13 protein-coding genes are annotated in these 17032 nt (G+C 66.0%); 4 read left to right on the top strand and 9 right to left on the bottom strand.

The window, feature by feature from the left end; genetic code table 11:
* Positions 1-199: 199 nt before the first annotated feature.
* From DM373_RS23095 to DM373_RS23075, 5 genes are all read right to left on the bottom strand, one after another.
* On the bottom strand, positions 200-1861 hold the full coding sequence (locus DM373_RS23095; RefSeq protein ID WP_279630491.1) for a ShlB/FhaC/HecB family hemolysin secretion/activation protein: 1662 nt from the start codon (positions 1859-1861) through the stop codon (positions 200-202).
* A 173-nt stretch (positions 1862-2034) separates the two neighbouring features.
* Positions 2035-4257: a TonB-dependent siderophore receptor gene (locus DM373_RS23090; RefSeq protein ID WP_110995786.1), complete on the bottom strand. Its 2223-nt coding sequence runs from the start codon at positions 4255-4257 to the stop codon at positions 2035-2037.
* A 158-nt stretch (positions 4258-4415) separates the two neighbouring features.
* A complete protein-coding gene (locus DM373_RS23085) occupies positions 4416-5834 on the bottom strand; it encodes a short-chain fatty acid transporter (RefSeq protein ID WP_110995785.1) in 1419 nt (472 codons plus the stop codon).
* A gap of 191 nt (positions 5835-6025) precedes the next feature.
* Positions 6026-6682: a CoA transferase subunit B gene (locus DM373_RS23080; RefSeq protein WP_110995784.1), complete on the bottom strand. Its 657-nt coding sequence runs from the start codon at positions 6680-6682 to the stop codon at positions 6026-6028.
* Between the two features lie 35 nt (positions 6683-6717).
* Positions 6718-7416 (bottom strand): CoA transferase subunit A, encoded by a 699-nt coding sequence (locus tag DM373_RS23075; protein WP_110995783.1) that lies wholly within the window; start codon positions 7414-7416, stop codon positions 6718-6720.
* A 120-nt stretch (positions 7417-7536) separates the two neighbouring features.
* Here DM373_RS23075 and DM373_RS23070 point away from each other — a divergent pair, with 120 nt between their 5' ends.
* A complete protein-coding gene (locus DM373_RS23070; protein ID WP_110995782.1) occupies positions 7537-8442 on the top strand; it encodes a LysR family transcriptional regulator in 906 nt (301 codons plus the stop codon).
* On the top strand, positions 8430-9251 hold the full coding sequence (locus DM373_RS23065) for an aldo/keto reductase (RefSeq protein ID WP_110995781.1): 822 nt from the start codon (positions 8430-8432) through the stop codon (positions 9249-9251). Before DM373_RS23070 ends, DM373_RS23065 begins: the two co-directional genes overlap by 13 nt.
* A gap of 77 nt (positions 9252-9328) precedes the next feature.
* Here DM373_RS23065 and DM373_RS23060 read toward each other — a convergent pair whose 3' ends face one another.
* The 4 genes from DM373_RS23060 to lexA are packed head-to-tail and all read right to left on the bottom strand — an operon-like array spanning position 9329 to position 15050.
* Positions 9329-12430, bottom strand: coding sequence for an error-prone DNA polymerase (locus tag DM373_RS23060; RefSeq protein ID WP_208642827.1), 3102 nt, complete (start codon positions 12428-12430; stop codon positions 9329-9331).
* Positions 12406-13824 (bottom strand): Y-family DNA polymerase, encoded by a 1419-nt coding sequence (locus tag DM373_RS23055; protein WP_110995779.1) that lies wholly within the window; start codon positions 13822-13824, stop codon positions 12406-12408. The genes DM373_RS23060 and DM373_RS23055 overlap by 25 nt, the downstream gene beginning before the upstream one ends.
* 6 nt (positions 13825-13830) lie before the next feature.
* On the bottom strand, positions 13831-14442 hold the full coding sequence (imuA, locus tag DM373_RS23050) for a translesion DNA synthesis-associated protein ImuA (protein WP_110995778.1): 612 nt from the start codon (positions 14440-14442) through the stop codon (positions 13831-13833).
* A complete protein-coding gene (gene lexA, locus DM373_RS23045; RefSeq protein ID WP_110995789.1) occupies positions 14442-15050 on the bottom strand; it encodes a transcriptional repressor LexA in 609 nt (202 codons plus the stop codon). The genes imuA and lexA overlap by 1 nt, the downstream gene beginning before the upstream one ends.
* Before the next feature lie 102 nt (positions 15051-15152).
* Here lexA and DM373_RS23040 point away from each other — a divergent pair, with 102 nt between their 5' ends.
* Both DM373_RS23040 and DM373_RS23035 read left to right on the top strand, forming a co-directional pair.
* Positions 15153-15818, top strand: a complete 666-nt coding sequence (locus DM373_RS23040) for an HAD family hydrolase (RefSeq protein ID WP_110995777.1) — start codon at positions 15153-15155, stop codon at positions 15816-15818.
* 484 nt (positions 15819-16302) lie between these two features.
* Entirely contained in the window at positions 16303-17031 is a 729-nt protein-coding gene (locus DM373_RS23035) for a DUF899 domain-containing protein (protein WP_110995776.1), read from the top strand.
* Position 17032: the final 1 nt, after the last annotated feature.

Here is a 17032-nt window from a genome sequence, read left to right as displayed (position 1 = left end):
TTGGTGCCCGGCGCGCTGACCGCGATGCCTTCGGCCTGGGCCCACAGCGGCTGCCAGAACATGACGTTGGCCAGCAGCAAGGCCAGGGCACGCTTGGGCAGGCCGCAGAACTGCTCACGGGGCTGAATGGCGGCCGAGGGGCGGCCGCCCAGGAAGGCAAAGAGGCGAACGTCCATGTCAGGTCTCGTGAATCAGGGGTTCAGATGAACAAGTCGAGGCGGAAGAACACCGGGCGTTCTTTCTCGGTCAGCACGCCGGGGCGTTCCAGGGTGTGGGCAAAGGTCACGCTGGCGCCGAGGTGCTCGCCCCGGGCGAACAGTTCCAGCGCATGGCTGCTGGCGCGGCCGTGGAATTCGCCGTTGTAGCGGTCATTGCTGATCACCCCGACGTCGTAGCCCAGGCCCATCCCGTACTGGTTGAACGCTGCGCGCAGCGGCTGCCAGGCGACCGGCCGGGTCCAGCGCAGGTCGCTGCGCCAGTAGCCGCCGCTGTCGCCCGACAGCGACTGCTCGCGCAGGCCGCGGATCGAGCCCAGCCCCCCCAGGCTGATGCGCTGCGGGCTGAACAGCACGTCCTCGCTGTGCTGCCCGGTGGCCAGGCTGCTGAAACTCAACTGCTCGCCCCACAGTTCGAAGCCCTGGATGAAGCTGAGCGTGGCGCTGTACTTGCGGTAGCGCGCCACCGGCTCGCCCGGGCGCGGGTGGCCGTTGTCCTGGGCGTCGAAGGCGCCGGTGCCTTGCTGCAGGCCCAGGTCGAGGTTGACGAAAGCGTTACCCAGGCGCCGGCCATGGTTGATGCCGAACTGCGCTTCACTGAGGCGGTTGCTGCTGCCGCGCAGGCGGCTGTCTTCGATGTAGTTGTTGGTGCGCAGGTGGGACATGCCAGCGCTGAGCGAAGTCTTGCTGGTGGCGTCGCGGTGCACCACGCGCTCGGCGCGCAACTGGTGGCTCTGGCTGTCACCGCTCTGCTTGAAGGCAAAGCCCTGGGCGAAGATCGGCGAGCGGTATTCGCTCTCGCTGTAGCTGTAGCTGAAGTTCCACCAGCCCCAAGGCAGGTTGTACCAGAGCATGCCGTTCTTCGAACCCTGGGTGTGGTCGCTGACCACGTCATGGCCGCCACGCAGCACCAACTGGTCGGCCAGGCCCAGCGGGCTGTCCCACTCAAGGCCTAGGTTGAGCATCTGCTCGCCGGTGCTGGGCTGGCCTTCGTTGTTGCGCGACAACGAGGCGCGCCAGGGCTTTTGTGGCTGGTTGCGCACCAGCACCTCGGTGCCGCCGACCGCCTTGCCGGGGGCCAGCTCCATCTGCGCCTGGTTCGACGGCAGGCGGTTGAGCTGGTCGACCATCTGCTCGATCTCGCGCAGATTCAGCGACTCGCCGCGGCTGCCGGGGAAGGTCATGCCCAGCTCGCGGGTGGACAGGCCACTGCCCTCGGCCGGGCGCAGGCCTTCGAGCCGGCCTTCCACCACCAGTACCTGCAGGTGGCCGGCGGAAAGGTCCTGCTGCGGCAGGTAGGCACGGCTGGTGACCATGCCGCGCTCCAGGTACAGGTTGGTGATGGCCTTGAGCAGGTCGTTGAGCTGGCTGACGCCCAGGCACTGGCCGATGAAGGGCTTGAGTACCTGCGCACGGTCGGCCGCCGACAGGCTGTCGGCGCCCTTGAGGTCGATGCTGCGGATGTCGAAGCAGCGCTGCGCCGGCGCGCGCTCCTGGGGCGCAGGGCCTTCGGCCTTGCCGGGCAGGTTGCGCAACTCTTCGAGGCGCCGCTGCTGCTCTTCGAGCAGGCGGTTCTGCCGTTCGCGGATCAATTCCTGATCGCCGGGGGAAGCCCAGGCGTCAATGCTGAACAGGCTGCAGAACATGACGCACAGGGTAAACCTCTGTGCAAGGCGTTGATGGATCGCCATCTACCTTCCTTGGAAGCCGGTGGTAATTGAGAGGGGCGCGATATTATTTTGACATCATCCCTGCGTCAATTTAATACCGCGCATTCCCGATCAAATGCCACCCAGGCCCAACAGGCAGATCTCGCGCCTCAAAGTTTCCAGTCCAGGCTGACCATCATCGTCCGTGGCTCGCCGTGATACACCCCGTTGTAGAAGCCCAGGTTGTTGTAATAGTGCTCGTCGAACAGGTTCTTCACGTTCACCGAAGCCGACAGGTGTTCGTCGAACTGATACCGCGCCATCAGCCCCACCACCGAGAAGGCTTTCTGGCTGATCTCGTCGCGCACCGTAATGATCGAACCGTTCGCCGCCCGCCCCACTGGCCGGTTGGCCTGCTTGTGGGTATCGCTCTGCCAGTCCAGGGTGCCGCCCAGGGTCAACGCCGGTGTCAACTTGTAGGTGCTCGAGAAGCGCACCAGGTTCAGCGGCTGCTCGGGGTTCTTGCGCTGCTTGTCGGCGTTGGCCGCGTGGGTGTAGCTGTAGCCCAGGCTCATTTGCCAGTCGGGGCGCACCTCGCCGGCAATCTCGGCCTCGAAGCCTTCGACGACATTGCCCTTGCCGCCGGATTTGTAGAACACCTCGTTGCCGTTGGGCGGTACCGAATCGTCCTGCTCGGCGACGTTGTCCTGTTTGCTGCGGTACACCGCGCTGCTGAGGTTGAGTCGGTCGTCCATCAGGCTGCCTTTGACGCCCACTTCGTAGACCTTGCCGACGATGGGTTCGAGGTACTGGCGGTTTTTGTCGCGTACCGACTGCGGGTTGAAGATGTCGGTGTAGCTGGCATACACGGTGTACTGCTCGGTGAGGTCGTACAGCACCCCGGCATAAGGCGTCCACTGGTCGTTCTGGGTCTGCTTGCTGGGCGTCAGTTCGGTGCCATTCTGCGCCTCGTCGTACGCCCATTCGCGGCTCTCGGTCTGCCAGCTGCCATAGCGGCTGCCGAGCACGAAGTGCAGACGGTCGGTGGGGTTGAGCCGGGTGGCGATGTAGCCGGCCTTCTGTTTGGTGGAGTCACGCGATTCATCGAGCCCGGTATCGATGTCCTGGAACTTGGCGATGTTGCTCATGTACTTCCAGTCCGGGATCTTCTGGTAACCGTCGGGCAGTGGCCCTCTGATGAAGTAGGGCGACGTGTTGCGCCGCTCGGATTCACCATAGCCGACCATGAAGTCGTGGCTGCGCCCGAACAGCTGATAAGGGCCTGCCAGGTTGAAGTCGATGGCGTCCATCTGCTCTTCGCCGCTGAAATGCTGATACCAGGCATTCATGCCGCTGCGGTCGGCGGCGGGGAAACCGTTGCCGCCGTAGTACACCTTGCCATCGCTGTCGGACTCGCGATGGGTATAGGCGAGCTTGAGCAGCCAGTCGTTGGCCAGGCGTTGGTCGAGGGTGGCGAACAGGGTCTGGTCTTTCAGCGGCCAGGACGCCCAGGGCGCGGCCAGGTTGGTCGAGCGCGGCAGGTCGGCCTTGCCGCCAGTGGCGTTCCAGTACGGCACGGTGCCCCAGGAGGCCCCTTGTACGTGCTTGTTCTGGTAGTCGTAGCCCACTGCAAGCACGGTGCTGTCAGTCAGGTCGGCCTCGAGGATGCCGTAGGCCACCTCACGCTGGCTGGCGTATTTGTCCATGAACGACTGGCTGTCGCGGTAGGCCAGCACCGTGCGCCCGCGCAGGCGCCCTTCCAGGCCCAATGGGCCGCCAACGTCGAGGTAGCCGTGGTAGTTGTCGTAGCTGCCGGCACTGGCGCCAGTGCTGAGCGCAAGCTGCGAGGTCGGGCGCTTGCGCACCATGGCGATGGTCCCGGATGGGTCGCCCGCCCCGGTGGTCAAGCCGGTGGCGCCACGCACCACCTCGATACGGTCGTAGATGATGGTGTCCGAGTCGGACTTCAGGCTCGAGAAGGTATTGAGCATCCCATCGATCTGGAAGTTGTTGATCGAATAGCCCCGCGAATAATAAGTCGGCCGCTCGGAGTCGTTGCGCTGCACGGTCACGCCGGTGACATGGGCCATAGCCTCGGAAAGCGTGTCGAGCTGGAAGTCGTCGAGCTGCTGACGGGTCAGCACCGAGACCGATTGCGGGGTTTCCTTGATCGACAGGTTCAGGCGCGTCGCCGCGCTCATGCTGCCGGTGGTGTAGGAGCCGCTGTGCTCGGTGGTGCTGCCCAGGCCCTGGGCGAGAATCTCGGTGGTGCCGAGTTCCAGCACCTTGTCGTCGGACCGCGGTTCGGTCTCTTCTGCCTGCGCAAACGGGCTGACGGCGGTGGCACACAGGCCCAGGGTAAGGGCCATGGAACGGCTGATGGGCGCGAACATCGCTGCCTCTCTCCTTGTTCGTTTCGATGAAAGTCCTTGGCTGCCGACCGGGCGGCATTCACATGAAAACGAATCGCATATGCGAATCGTTATCGATACTTCATCGAAACGTAAAAAAGGGCGGTACATGACCGCCCTTCCCTGGCACTACCCGAGCCTTACGGCATCACGGGCGGCACGTACTGCAAGGTCGTACCCAGCGCCCACAGCAGCACCAGCACCAGCGGCACATGCACCAGCAGCTGGACGAACGAGAAGCCGATCAGGTCGCGGGCTTTCAGGCCCAGTACGCCCAGCAACGGCAGCATGTAGAACGGGTTGATCAGGTTCGGCAGCGCCTCGGCGGCGTTGTAGATCTGCACCGCCCAGCCCAGGTGGTACTGCAGGTCGTTGGCCACCAGCATCACGTAGGGCGCCTCGATGATCCACTTGCCACCACCGGACGGGATGAAGAAGCCCAGCACCGCCGAGTACACCCCCATCAACAGCGCGTAGGTGTCATGGGTGGCGATCTGGGTGAAGAACACCGAGATGTGGTGGGCCAGGGTCGCACCGTCGACACCCTTGACCTGGGTGAGGATGGCGGCGATCGAACCGTACAGCGGGAACTGGATCAGCACCCCGGTGGTGGTCGGCACCGCGCGGGCCACGGCATCGAGGAAGCTGCGCGGGCGCCAGTGCAGCAAGGCGCCGAGCATGATGAACAGCAGGTTGTAGGTGTTCAGCCCGGAGATCGCGGTGATCGCAGGCTTGGTGGCGAACTCCTGGTACAGCCAGCCGCCGGCCAGGGCCACCAGCAGCAGGATCAGGATCGGGCTGTACTCCAGCCACTCGCCCGGGCGCGTGCGCTGCGGCGCGGGCGGCGCGCTGAAGCTGGGGTCGACGCCGCAGTCTTGCGCACTGCGCGCACTGTTTGGCCCCGGTGCGGTGGCATAGGCGATCACCAGCGAGACGATCACCAGCGCCGCCAGCATCACCCCGGACTGCCAGAGGAAGATGGTTTCGGTGAACGGGATCACCCCGGTGATGGACAGGATCGACGGCGGCAGGCTGGCCGGGTTGGCCTGCAACTGCGCCGCCGACGACGACAAGCCCAGTGCCCAGACCGCGCCGAGCCCCAGGTAGGCAGCGGCACCGGCGGCGCGATAGTCCATCTTCAAGTCGGTGCGACGGGCCAGGGCACGCACCAGCAGGCCGCCGAACACCAGCGACAGGCCCCAGTTGAGCAACGAGGCGAGCATCGAAATCAGCGCCACCCAGCAAACGGCCGAACGGCCGTTTTTCGGCAGGCGCGCCAGGCGGTCGATCAGCCGCGCGGCGGGTGGCGAGCTGGCCACCACATAACCGCCGATGACCACGAAGGCCATCTGCATGGTGAACGGGATCAGGCTCCAGAAGCCATCGCCGAAGGCCTTGGCGGTGTCGGTGGGCTTGGCGCCCATCACCAGCGCGCCCAGGCACACCAGCATCACGGCCAGGGCGGCGAACACCCAGGAGTCGGGGAACCAGCGTTCGGCCCAGTTGGAGCAGCGCAGGGCAAAGCGGGCGGAGCGGCTGTCTTGGATATCAGCGGCCACGGGGTTTTCCTTTTATTTGTTTTTTTGATTTTCAACACTGAAGCAACGCAAAAGCCCTGTGGGAACGGAGTCGTGGGAGCGGGCTTGCCCCGCGATAGCGCCCCACCAGGCGATCGTGGCACCTGGTCTGACGCTATCGCGGGGCAAGCCCGCTCCCACGGGTCCGCACCCACAGGGCGGGTGATGCTTGATTAGAAAGTCATTTCCTTCACATCGTCCGGCACGATCAGCTTGCCGGCGGTTTTCTCGATGATCTCTTCGACGCTCACCCCCGGCGCAGTCTCGCGCAGGATGAAGGCACCGTTTTCGATTTCCAGGTAGGCCAGGTCGGTCAGCACCTTGCGGATGCAACCGGCGCCGGTCAGCGGCAGGCTGCACTTGGGCAGCAGCTTGGACTCGCCATCCTTGGAGGCGTGGGTCATGGTGACGATGATGTTGTCGGCACCGGCCACCAGGTCCATGGCGCCGCCCATGCCCTTGACCAGCTTGCCGGGGATCATCCACGAGGCGATGTTGCCCTCCACGTCCACTTCGAAGGCGCCGAGCACGGTAAGGTCGACGTGGCCGCCACGGATCATGGCGAAGGATTGCGCCGAGTCGAAGATCGACGCGCCACGGCGGGCGGTGACGGTCTGCTTGCCGGCGTTGATCATGTCGGCGTCGAGGGTGGCTTCGGTGGGGAATTCGCCCATGCCCAGCAGGCCGTTTTCCGACTGCAGCATCACGTCCATGTCGGCAGGCACGTAGTTGGCCACCAGGGTGGGGATGCCGATACCGAGGTTGACGTAGTAGCCGTCTTTGAGTTCACGGGCGACGCGTTGGGCCATTTGTTCGCGGGTCAGTGCCATGGTCAGGATCTCTTTGTTGTTCTTGAGGATGGCGCTCAGGCCTTGACGGTGCGCTTTTCGATGCGCTTCTCGAAGGTGCCGACGATGACCCGGTCGACGTAGATGCCCGGGGTGTGGATCTCGCTGGGCAGCAGCACGCCGGGCTCGACGATCTCTTCGACCTCGACCACGGTGATCTTGCCGGCGGTGGCGGCCAGCGGGTTGAAGTTCTGCGCGGTGTTGCGATACACCACGTTGCCGTAGTGGTCGGCTTTCCAGCCCTTGACGATGGCGAAGTCGCCGGTGATCGACTCTTCGAGGATGTACTTGCGGCCTTTGAACTCGCGGACTTCCTTGCCGTCGGCGACTGGGGTGCCGTAGCCGGTGGCCGTAAAGAAGGCTGGAATGCCGGCGCCGCCTGCGCGCATCTTCTCGGCCAGGGTGCCTTGCGGGGTGAGTTCCACTTCCAGTTCGCCGCTGAGCAGCTGGCGTTCGAATTCGGCGTTCTCGCCCACGTAGGAGGCGATCATCTTGCGGATCTGCCGGTCTTCCAGCAGTACACCCAGGCCGAAGCCATCGACGCCGCAGTTGTTGGAGACCACGGTCAGACCCTTGACGCCCAGGCGCTTGATCTGGGCAATCAGGTTTTCCGGGATGCCGCACAGGCCGAAGCCGCCGGCCAGTACCGTCATGTTGTCGGTCAGGCCTGCCAGGGCCTCTTCGTAGGTTGCTACACGCTTGTCCAGTCCGGCCATGCTCAGTCGCCTTTTGTAGTTGTTGGAACCGTATGGTCATCTTCACTGTAGCCGACTGATTTGTTAATTTTGTTTTCGTCATCGATTGATAACTTTTGCAAAACAAAGGGCAAGCCAGCCATGAACGTCAAGCAACTGCGCGCCTTCGTCACCGTGGCCAAGTACCAGAGCTTCGCCCAGGCCGGCGAGCACCTGCATGTGTCGCAACCGGCCTTGAGCCTGACCATCAAGGCGCTGGAGGACAACCTCGGCGGCGCCCTGCTCACCCGCACCACCCGCAGCGTCAGCCTTACCCCCGAGGGCGAGGTGCTGCTGCCCCTGGCCCGGCGCCTGCTGGCCGACTGGGACGACACCGAAGAGATGCTGCGCCAGCGCTTCACCCTGCAGCTGGGCAGGGTGTCGGTGGCGGCCATGCCCTCCTTCGCCGGCAACTTGCTGCCGCAGTCGCTGAAAGTGTTCCGCCAGCGCTACCCGAAAGTGAACGTCACGGTGCACGACGTGATCAACGAGCAGGTGCTGGAACTGGTGCGCCACCGCCGCGTCGAGCTGGGCATCGGTTTCGAGCCCGACGGCAGCGAGGCGCTACGCTTCCACCCGCTGTACATGGACCGTTTCGTCGCCGTGGTGCCCGCCGACTCGCCCCTCGCCCGCCAGCCCCAGGTGCGCTGGCACGAGCTGTTGGCAGAAGACTTCATCGCCCTGCAACGGCCGTCGGCAGTGCGCCTGTTACTCGAACAGCACCTGGTGGCCGGGCACGGCAAGCTGGCGGTGGCATTCGAGAGCCACCAGCTGTCGACCATCGGCCGCATGGTCGCCAGCGGCCTGGGCGTGAGCGCCGTGCCGGCCCTGTGCATCGGCCAGATGCAAGAGCTCGGCGCACGCTGCGTGCCGCTAGTCGAACCCACCGTGGAGCGGCGCATCGGCGTGATCGCCCTGGCCGACCACAAACTGTCGCGGGCCGCCGAAGCGCTGCTCGACGTGTTGCTGACCCATACCCATCCACAGGAGGTGACATGCGTTACGTGAATCTGGCAGGGACCCGCGTGCCGGCCATTGGCCAGGGCACCTGGTACATGGGCGAAAACCCAGGGAGCAAGGCGGCCGAAGTGGCAGCCCTGCAGCAAGGCATCGACCTGGGCCTGAGCCTGATCGATAGCGCCGAGATGTACGCCGAGGGCGGCGCCGAACAGGTGGTCGGCCAGGCCATCGCCGGGCGTCGCGACCAGGTGTTCCTGGTCAGCAAGGTCTACCCGCACAACGCCAGCCGGCGCGGCTTGCCGACGGCGTGCGAACGCAGCCTCAAGCGCCTGGGTACCGAGTGCATCGACCTGTACCTGCTGCATTGGCGCGGGCAGTATCCGCTCGAGGAAACCGTCGAGGCCTTCGAGCGCTTGATCGAGCAGGGCAAGATCCGCCGCTGGGGCGTATCCAACTTCGACCTGGATGACCTGCAGGAACTGGACAACCCGGCCTGCGCCACCAACCAGGTGCTGTACAACCCGGCCGAGCGTGGCATCGAGTTCGACCTGCTGCCCTGGAGCCGCCAGCAGCAGTTGCCGACCATGGCTTACTGCCCGTTGGCCCAGGCCGGGCGACTGCTGCATCACCCGGTGCTGGTTGACATTGCTGCGCGCCATGCTGCGACGCCGGCGCAGGTGAGCCTGGCATGGGTCACGCGTGGCGAAGGGGTGATTGCGATTCCCAAGGCCGTGAGCCCGGCGCATGTGCGCTTGAATGCAGCGGCGCAGGACCTGGTGCTGACCGAGGCGGACTTGCAGGCGATTGACCAGGCGTTTGTGCCACCGACGCGCAAACAGCGGTTGGCGATGGTGTAGGCCTTATCGCGGGGCAAGCCCGCTCCCACGAAGGACCATGCATCCCTCGTGGGGGCGGGCTTGCCCCGCGATTGCGGTCAATGAAAGTCGCGGCTACGCACATCCAGCCCCTGCAGCAGGGGGCTTATGTCTTCCAACCGCCGGGCGATCAGATGGCGCACACCCTTCTCCTGCTCCAGCCGCCCGCTCACCTTGAGCAACCGCGCCCCCACCAACGCCCTTCGCTGCCGTTCGGCCAGCTCTCGCCAGACCACCACATTGACCATGCCATGCTCGTCCTCGAGGGTGACGAAAGTCACCCCACTGGCCGTTTGCGGCCGCTGGCGGCCAACCACGATGCCGGCCACGGCAATGCTGTCGCCATGCTCGACTTCGGCCAGTTGCGCTGAACTGCGACAGCCCAAGGCGCGCAGGCGCGGGCGCAGCAAGGCCAGCGGATGCGGGCCGAGCGTGGTGCCGAGGGTGTCGTAATCGGCCACCAGGTCCTCGGCCACGCTGGGCACGGGCAGCTCGACCGGCGTTTCTGGTGCTGCCTCGACCTGGGCGAACAGCGGCAGTTGCGCCTGCACTGCCGCCACCTGCCAGCGCGCCTGGTGCCGGTCGCGGGCCAGCGCCCGCAGCGCACCGGCATCGGCGAGCCGGGCACAGGCGCGGCTGTCGAGCGCGGCGCGCAGGCACAGGTCCTCGACATCGCGCCAGGGCCGCTGTGCCCGCGCCTGCTCCAGGCGCCGGGCATCGCCTTCGGCAAAGCCGCGGATCTGCCGCAACCCCAGGCGAATGGCCAACGCGCCCTCGCCCACTGGCTCCAGGGTGCAGTCCCACTGGCTGTGCTCGACGTCCACCGGGCGTACCTCAATGCCCTGCCGACGCGCTTCCTGCAGCAGCTGGTCGGGGCTGTAGAAACCCATGGGCCAGCTATTGATCAAGGCACAGGTGAAGATCGCCGGCTCGTGGCATTTGAGCCAACTGCTGGCGTAGCACAGCAGGGCGAAACTGGCGGCGTGGGACTCGGGAAAACCATAGCTGCCAAAACCCTTGATCTGCTCGAAGATGCGCTCGGCAAAAGACAGCTCGTAGCCATTGCGCAGCATGCCCTCGATCAGCCTGACCCGGTGGGGTTCAAGGCCGCCGTGGCGCTTCCACGCTGCCATGCTGCGGCGCAACTGGTCGGCCTCGCCGGGGCTGTAGTCGGCAGCGACCATCGCCAGTTCCATCACCTGCTCCTGGAACAGGGGCACGCCCAAGGTACGGTGGAATACATCACGCAGTTTTTCCGAGGGGTAGCTGACCGGTTCCTGGCCCAGTCGGCGGCGCAGGTAGGGGTGGACCATATCGCCCTGGATCGGCCCCGGCCGCACGATCGCCACTTCGATCACCAGGTCGTAGAAGGTAGTGGGTTTGAGCCTGGGCAACATGGCCATCTGCGCCCGCGATTCGATCTGGAACACGCCCATGGTTTCGGCACGGCTGATCATGGCGTAGGTGGCCGGGTCCTCTCCGGGGATGCTGGCCAAGGTCAGCTCGCGCCCACGGTGCAGGGCAATCAGGTCGAAGCAGCGGCGCAGCGCGCTGAGCATGCCCAGCGCCAGCACATCGACCTTGAGCAGGCCGACCATGTCCAGGTCGTCCTTGTCCCACTGGATCACCGTGCGGTCTTCCATCGCTGCGTTTTCCACCGGCACCAGTTCGTGCAGGGGCTGCTGGGAAATGACGAAACCACCCGGATGCTGCGACAGGTGCCGGGGGAAACCGATCAGCTCGCCGGCCAGTACCAGGATGCGCCGCAGCGAGGGGCTCTGTGCATCGAAACCGGCCTCGGCCAGGCGTTCGGCATCGGGAATGCGGTCGCTCCAGCGCCCACAACACTTGGCCAGGGCGTCCACCTGATCGGCTGGCAACCCCAGCGCACGTGCCACATCGCGTACCGCCCCGGCGGCGTGGTAACTGCTGACCACTGCGGTGAGCGCGGCCCGGTGCCGGCCATAGCGGCGGAACACATACTGGATCACTTCTTCGCGGCGGTCGTGCTCGAAATCCACGTCGATGTCCGGTGGCTCGTTGCGCTCGCGTGACAGAAAGCGCTCGAACAACAGGCGGTGCACCGTGGGGTCGAGCTCGGTGATGCCCAGCACATAGCACACCACCGAGTTGGCCGCCGAACCGCGGCCCTGGCAGAGGATGTGCTGGCTGCGGGCGAAGGCGACGATGTCGTGCACGGTGAGGAAGTAACTCTCGTAGCCCAGTGCCTCGATCAGCGCGAGCTCCTTGTCCAGCAGGCCGCGCACCTTGTCGGTTACCCCGTTGGGCCAACGCCTGGGCAGGCCCTGCTCGCACAGATGGCGCAACCAGCTGGCGGGCGTATGAGCCTCAGGGACCAGTTCGCGCGGGTACTGATATTTCAGCGCCGAAAGATCGAAGCTGCAGTGCTCGGCGATGACCAGGGTTTCGGCCAGCAGGTGCGAGGGATAGAGTTCGTGCAATTGATCGAGCGGGCGCAGATGGCGCTCACCATTGGCGAACAGCAAACGCCTCGCCTCGGCCACCGGGCAATGGGCGCGGATCGCGGTGATGCAATCCTGCAGCGCGCGACGCCCCCGCACGTGCATGTGCACATCGCCGCAGGCCACCAGCGGCACGGCCAGCTGTGCGCTCAAGGCGTACAGCTGTGCCAGGCGTGCACCATCGTCGGCTGCGCGATGCAGATGCACGGCCAGCCACAGGCGCTCGCCGAACAGTGCATGCAGTTGCTGCCCGACACTGACAGGCGCATCGGCTTCAGGCACCCACAACGCCAGCAAGCCCTGATGATGGGCCGCAAGGTCCTGGGCCAGCAGCCGGTAGCTGCCCTTTGGCGCCCGGCGCCGAGCCCGGGTGATCAGCGCACACAGGTTCTGGTAACCGCCGAGGTCCTGCACCAGCAGCACCAGCTTCGGCCCCTGCTCCACCTGCACTTCACTGCCCACGATCAGCTTTAGGCCATGCTCACGGGCCGCCTGCCAGGCCCGGACGATGCCCGCCAAGCTGCACTCGTCAGTGATCGCCAGGGCTTGGTAGCCCAGTTCACGGGCACGGCGAAACAGTTCGTCGGCACTGGAGGCGCCGCGCTGGAAGCTGAAATTCGACAGGCAATGCAGCTCTGCGTAGCCCTGGCCGTTCACGCGAACCAGCCCTGCAACCAGAGCGGCCCGGGGGCCGCGAGGTCACGGAAGGCCCAGCCGCGCAGGCCATCGCGGGTTTCGATACGGTAGTAATCACGCCGCACATCACCGCCGTCCCACCAACCGGACTCGATGCGTTCAGCGTGCCCCAGCAGTTGTACGCCAGCCTCGGGCAACGCTTGGGGTTCAGGCAGCAGCCAGCCGGGGCGGCTGCCCGGCGCCATGACCAAAGGGCCTGGCGCGCCCTGCTCCGCACCCTGCCAGGCACATTCGGGACGATGATCGGCTTCGGCACGCAGGCCCTTGACGGCTTCATCGCCAAGGCGTGCACGCAGGCGTTCGCGCAGTTGCTCCCAGGGTTGTGCCTGCCGGGCGCGTGGGTCGAACAATGCCTGATGCTGGGGCACGAACGGCGGCAGATCGGCCGCCACCAGGCGCAGGTTGCGCACCGGCGCCGGAATGCGCAGCGGCTCCAGGCGCCCTCGCGCCAGTTCGAAGAGCATTGCGGCATCACGCTCGGCAGCCAGCAGGCCAACCTTGAGCACGGTATCCGGGCCCTCGACGTGCTCCAGGTACAGCTCGAACCGCTGCACGCCGCAATCACGCCCGGCAAGGAACGCCGCCAGGTCGTTGAGCAGCCGGCGCAAGGGAAACAACAGGGCCTGGTGCGACTCGACATCGAAGTTCAGCTCCAGCCGTGCTTCGAAGTACTCGGGCGGTTGGTAGAACGCCAGCCCCAGCGAGCGCTGGCCGAACAGTTGATCCAGGTGCAGTTGCACCTGGCTGCTGAAGCGCCGGGCCAGGGCATCACGGGGCAGCGCCAGGACCTGGCCCAGCCGGTGCAGGCCCATGCGTGCCAAGGCCACACTGGCCTCAGGTGGGAGGCCGGCCCGTTCGATGGGCAGGTCGAGCAGGGCTGCCCGGGTTTCGTCTGGGCTGGTCACGGCCAGCCCATCGTGGGCATTGGCGAGCATCCGCGCCGCCACCGGATTGCTGGCCAGCACAATGCGCTGGCGCAGGCCCAGCCCGGCCAGCTCTTCACGCAGGCGCGCCTCGAACAGCGGCCAGGGCCCGAACAGTTGCAGGCTCGAACCCACCTCCAGCAGCAGCGCACGCGGATAATGCAGGCTGACCTGGGCGCTGAACCGGTAGGCCCAGGCGGCCAGCAGCTGTTGCAACTGGTCGATGCACGCGGGCTCGACCTCAACGCAGGTGAAACCATCGGCCAGGGCGCGGGCAGCGGGCAGCGGCTGCCCGGCGCGCAACCCCAGCCTGGCGGCGGCCGGGCTGACCGCCTGCAGCACACGGCGCTGGCCAGGCCCTCCCAACAGCACCAGAGGGGTGTCAGGGTCGTCGCGTTGGCGCAGGACGCTGTCCAGCGCCAACTGCGGGAACAGGATGCAGGCCCAGAGCATGGTGCTTCAACCCCGGGCAATGGGGTTGGCGGGGGGCAGGCCACCCCGGCACTTGAGCACCCGCCACTGGGGCGGACGGGTGTCGATGGCGATCCGCAGCGCGGCGGGTGACGGGTTGAGCGCGGCCTGCTGCGAGCGGCAGGCGAACGCCAGTGCGTTGCCGGTTTCCGCCGCCACCTGCAGGCGACGCAAGGCCTTGTCATCGGCGCGTTCCGGCCAGCACAGCACCGCCGCGCAACTGCCCGAGCGCAGGCATTGCTCGGCGGCCCACAGGGCATCGTCGCGCTCGCTGTCGACCTGCACCAGCCAGCGCAGGTCGACACCCGCTGCCTGCCAGGCCGGGGCATAGGGAATAAAGGGTGGAGCCACCAGCACGACCCGCTCACTGGCGGCGGTCAGCCGTGCCAGCGTCGGCCAGAGCAACTGCAGCTCACCCACGCCTGGGCTGGCCAGTAACAACTCGCTCAATGCCGCCGCCGGCCAGCCGCCCTCTGGCAGCCGTGCATCGAGCGCAGCATGCCCGCTGGGCTGCAAGCCTGTCGGCCGGGCCTGGGCCTGCCGGCCGCGCCATACCTGGCGCTGGTCGAGCAGCCGGTCGAGGTCGACCACCGCGCCCATCAGTCACGCCTCAGCAAGCCGCAGAACACGCCTTCGATGAAGAACTCGTGCTCGGGGCCTACGTCGATGGGTTGGTAGTGCGGGTTGCGTGGCAACAGGCGGTAGCCGTCGCGGGTGTGCTGCAGACGCTTGATGGTGACCTCGCCGTCGAGCCGGGCGACCACGATCTGGCCGTCGCGCGCCTCGCCCTGCTGGCGGATGCCGACCAGGTCGCCATCGAAGATGCCGTCGTCGACCATCGAGTCGCCACGCACCTTGAGCAGGTAGTCGGGGGTACGGCGGAACAGGCTGGGGTCGAGCAGCAGTTGCTCGTGAATGTCGAGATCGGGGCCGATGGGCGCGCCTGCGGCGACCTGGCCGAGCACCGGCAGTTCGAGAATCTCCGGCCGGCGCAGCGGCTCGGCCAGGCGGATACCGCGCGCCTGGTTGGGGGTGACGTCGATGAAGCCGCCCTGGCACAGGGCGGTGATGTGTTTGCGCGCCACGCTGCGCGAGGCAAAACCGAAGCGCTCGGCGATATCGGCCAGCGAGGGCGGCTGGCCATGTTCGGTGATGCGCTCACGAATGAAATCGAGAATGGCGCGGCGTTTGGGAGTCAGATTGTCCATGGAGCACATTTGTACTCTTTTTGTGAAACACTGAACAGCCCCCTTCGTCGTCGGCTTTGGCTATGATGCTGCTGAATTGATTCTTCAACGCCAGGATGCCCGATGCTTACCGCCTTGCTGTTCGACCTCGATGGGACCCTCACCGACACCGATACCCTGCACCTGCAGGCCTTCCGCCAGCTCCTGCACGATTACGATGGCCGCGAACTGACCCAGGAGCAGTTCGACCTGCAGGTCAGCGGCCGCTCCAACGGTTTGCTGTTCGCCGATCTGTTCCCGCAGGCCGATGCGGCCCAGCGCCAGGCCCTGGCCGAGCGCAAGGAGGCGCTGTTCCGCGAACTGTCTCCGAGCCTCGAACCCCTGCCCGGCCTGCTGCGCCTGCTCGACCATGCCCGGCAGCATGCGGTGGGCGTGTGCGTAGTGACCAATGCGCCGCGCCTGAACGCCGAGCACATGCTCGCGGCCATGGGGCTGAGTGGGCGTTTCGAGCATGTGCTGGTGGCCGATGAGCTGGCCAGGCCCAAGCCGGACCCGCTGCCCTACCTGACCGGGCTGCAGCGTTTGCAGGCGCAAGCCAGGCAGGCGCTGGCTTTTGAGGATTCGTTGCCGGGGGTCAAGGCGGCCAGCGATGCCGGGATTTATACGGTGGGCTTGGCTACCACGCAGACGGCTGAGCGCTTGCATGAGGCTGGGGCGCGGCTGGTGATCGACGATTTCAATGACCCGCGGTTGTGGGCTTTGATTGAGCGGATGCAGGGAGAAGGTTGAGATTGGATGTGGGCTGACAGGTGTCCGGCTGGATATCTCCAGCGCCTATCAGATCGAGCGCCGCCCGCGCGGCGCATCGCGGGACAAGCCCGCTCCCACATTTGTTTCGGGCCAATTATGCCTGTGAGGGTACCGCTGCCCGCTTTGGTGCATGCCTCAAGTTGGGCGAGGCGCCAGCAGTGCCCACCTTGATACCGCGTCGTACCAACAAGGCGGACCAGGTGATGGCACAGGACAGACTGGCCCGAAACAGATGTGGGAGCGGCGGTGCGCCGATGCGACTTGTCCCGCGATGCGCCGCGCGGGCGGCGCTCGATCTCAAGGGCGCTGGAGATGTCCAGGCAGGCACCTGTCAGCCCACACACTTTCTCAAGCCATAAACAACCAACCCCACCCCACCACTCGTCGCCCCCGCCCGCTCCCCGTCGATTCCTCGAACGCCCATTCGACCACTCAATGAATCCCCCAGCGCGGAGCGCGCCTCATGAACACGCCCGACAACAATCACCCCGTGGTCACCCGCAGCCAATGGCTCGCCGCCCGCCGGCAACTCTGGCTGCATGAAAAAGCCCTCACCCACCAGCGTGACGAACTCGCCGCCGCCCGCCGTGCCCTGCCCTGGGTACAGGTTGAAGAAAACTACCGTTTCCACGGCCCCGACGGCGAGCTGGCCCTGGCCGACCTGTTCGCCGGGCGCAGCCAACTGCTGGTCTACCACTTCATGTTCGCGGATGGCTGGCACGAAGGCTGCCCGGGCTGCTCCTTCCTCGCCGACCATTTCGACGGCGCCAACCTGCACCTGGCTCACCACGACGTGTCGCTGGTGGCGGTATCACGGGCACCCTATGGCGAATTCCAGGCGTTCCGCCAGCGCATGGGCTGGCGCTTTCCCTGGTACTCCTCCCACGGCAGCCGTTTCAACCAGGACTTTGGCGTGAGCGTGGCCACCGATGGCAGCGCCGAGTACAACTACGCGCCCTACTCAGGCGACGAGGCGGAGCTTCCGGGCCTGAGCGCGTTCATTCGCGACCGCGACGGCAGCGTCTATCACACCTACTCCACCTACGCCCGCGGGCTGGACATCCTGGTCAATACCTACAACTTCCTCGACCTGGCCCCACTGGGGCGCAATGAGGGCGGGACGATGGACTGGGTGCGCCACCACGACCGCTATGAAGGCGCCCCTGGCAAACCGCACTGCTGCGGGGAATGAC

This window comes from Pseudomonas sichuanensis (assembly GCF_003231305.1).
Taxonomy (GTDB): domain Bacteria; phylum Pseudomonadota; class Gammaproteobacteria; order Pseudomonadales; family Pseudomonadaceae; genus Aquipseudomonas; species Aquipseudomonas sichuanensis.
This window is presented reverse-complemented; position numbering and strand designations above follow the sequence as displayed.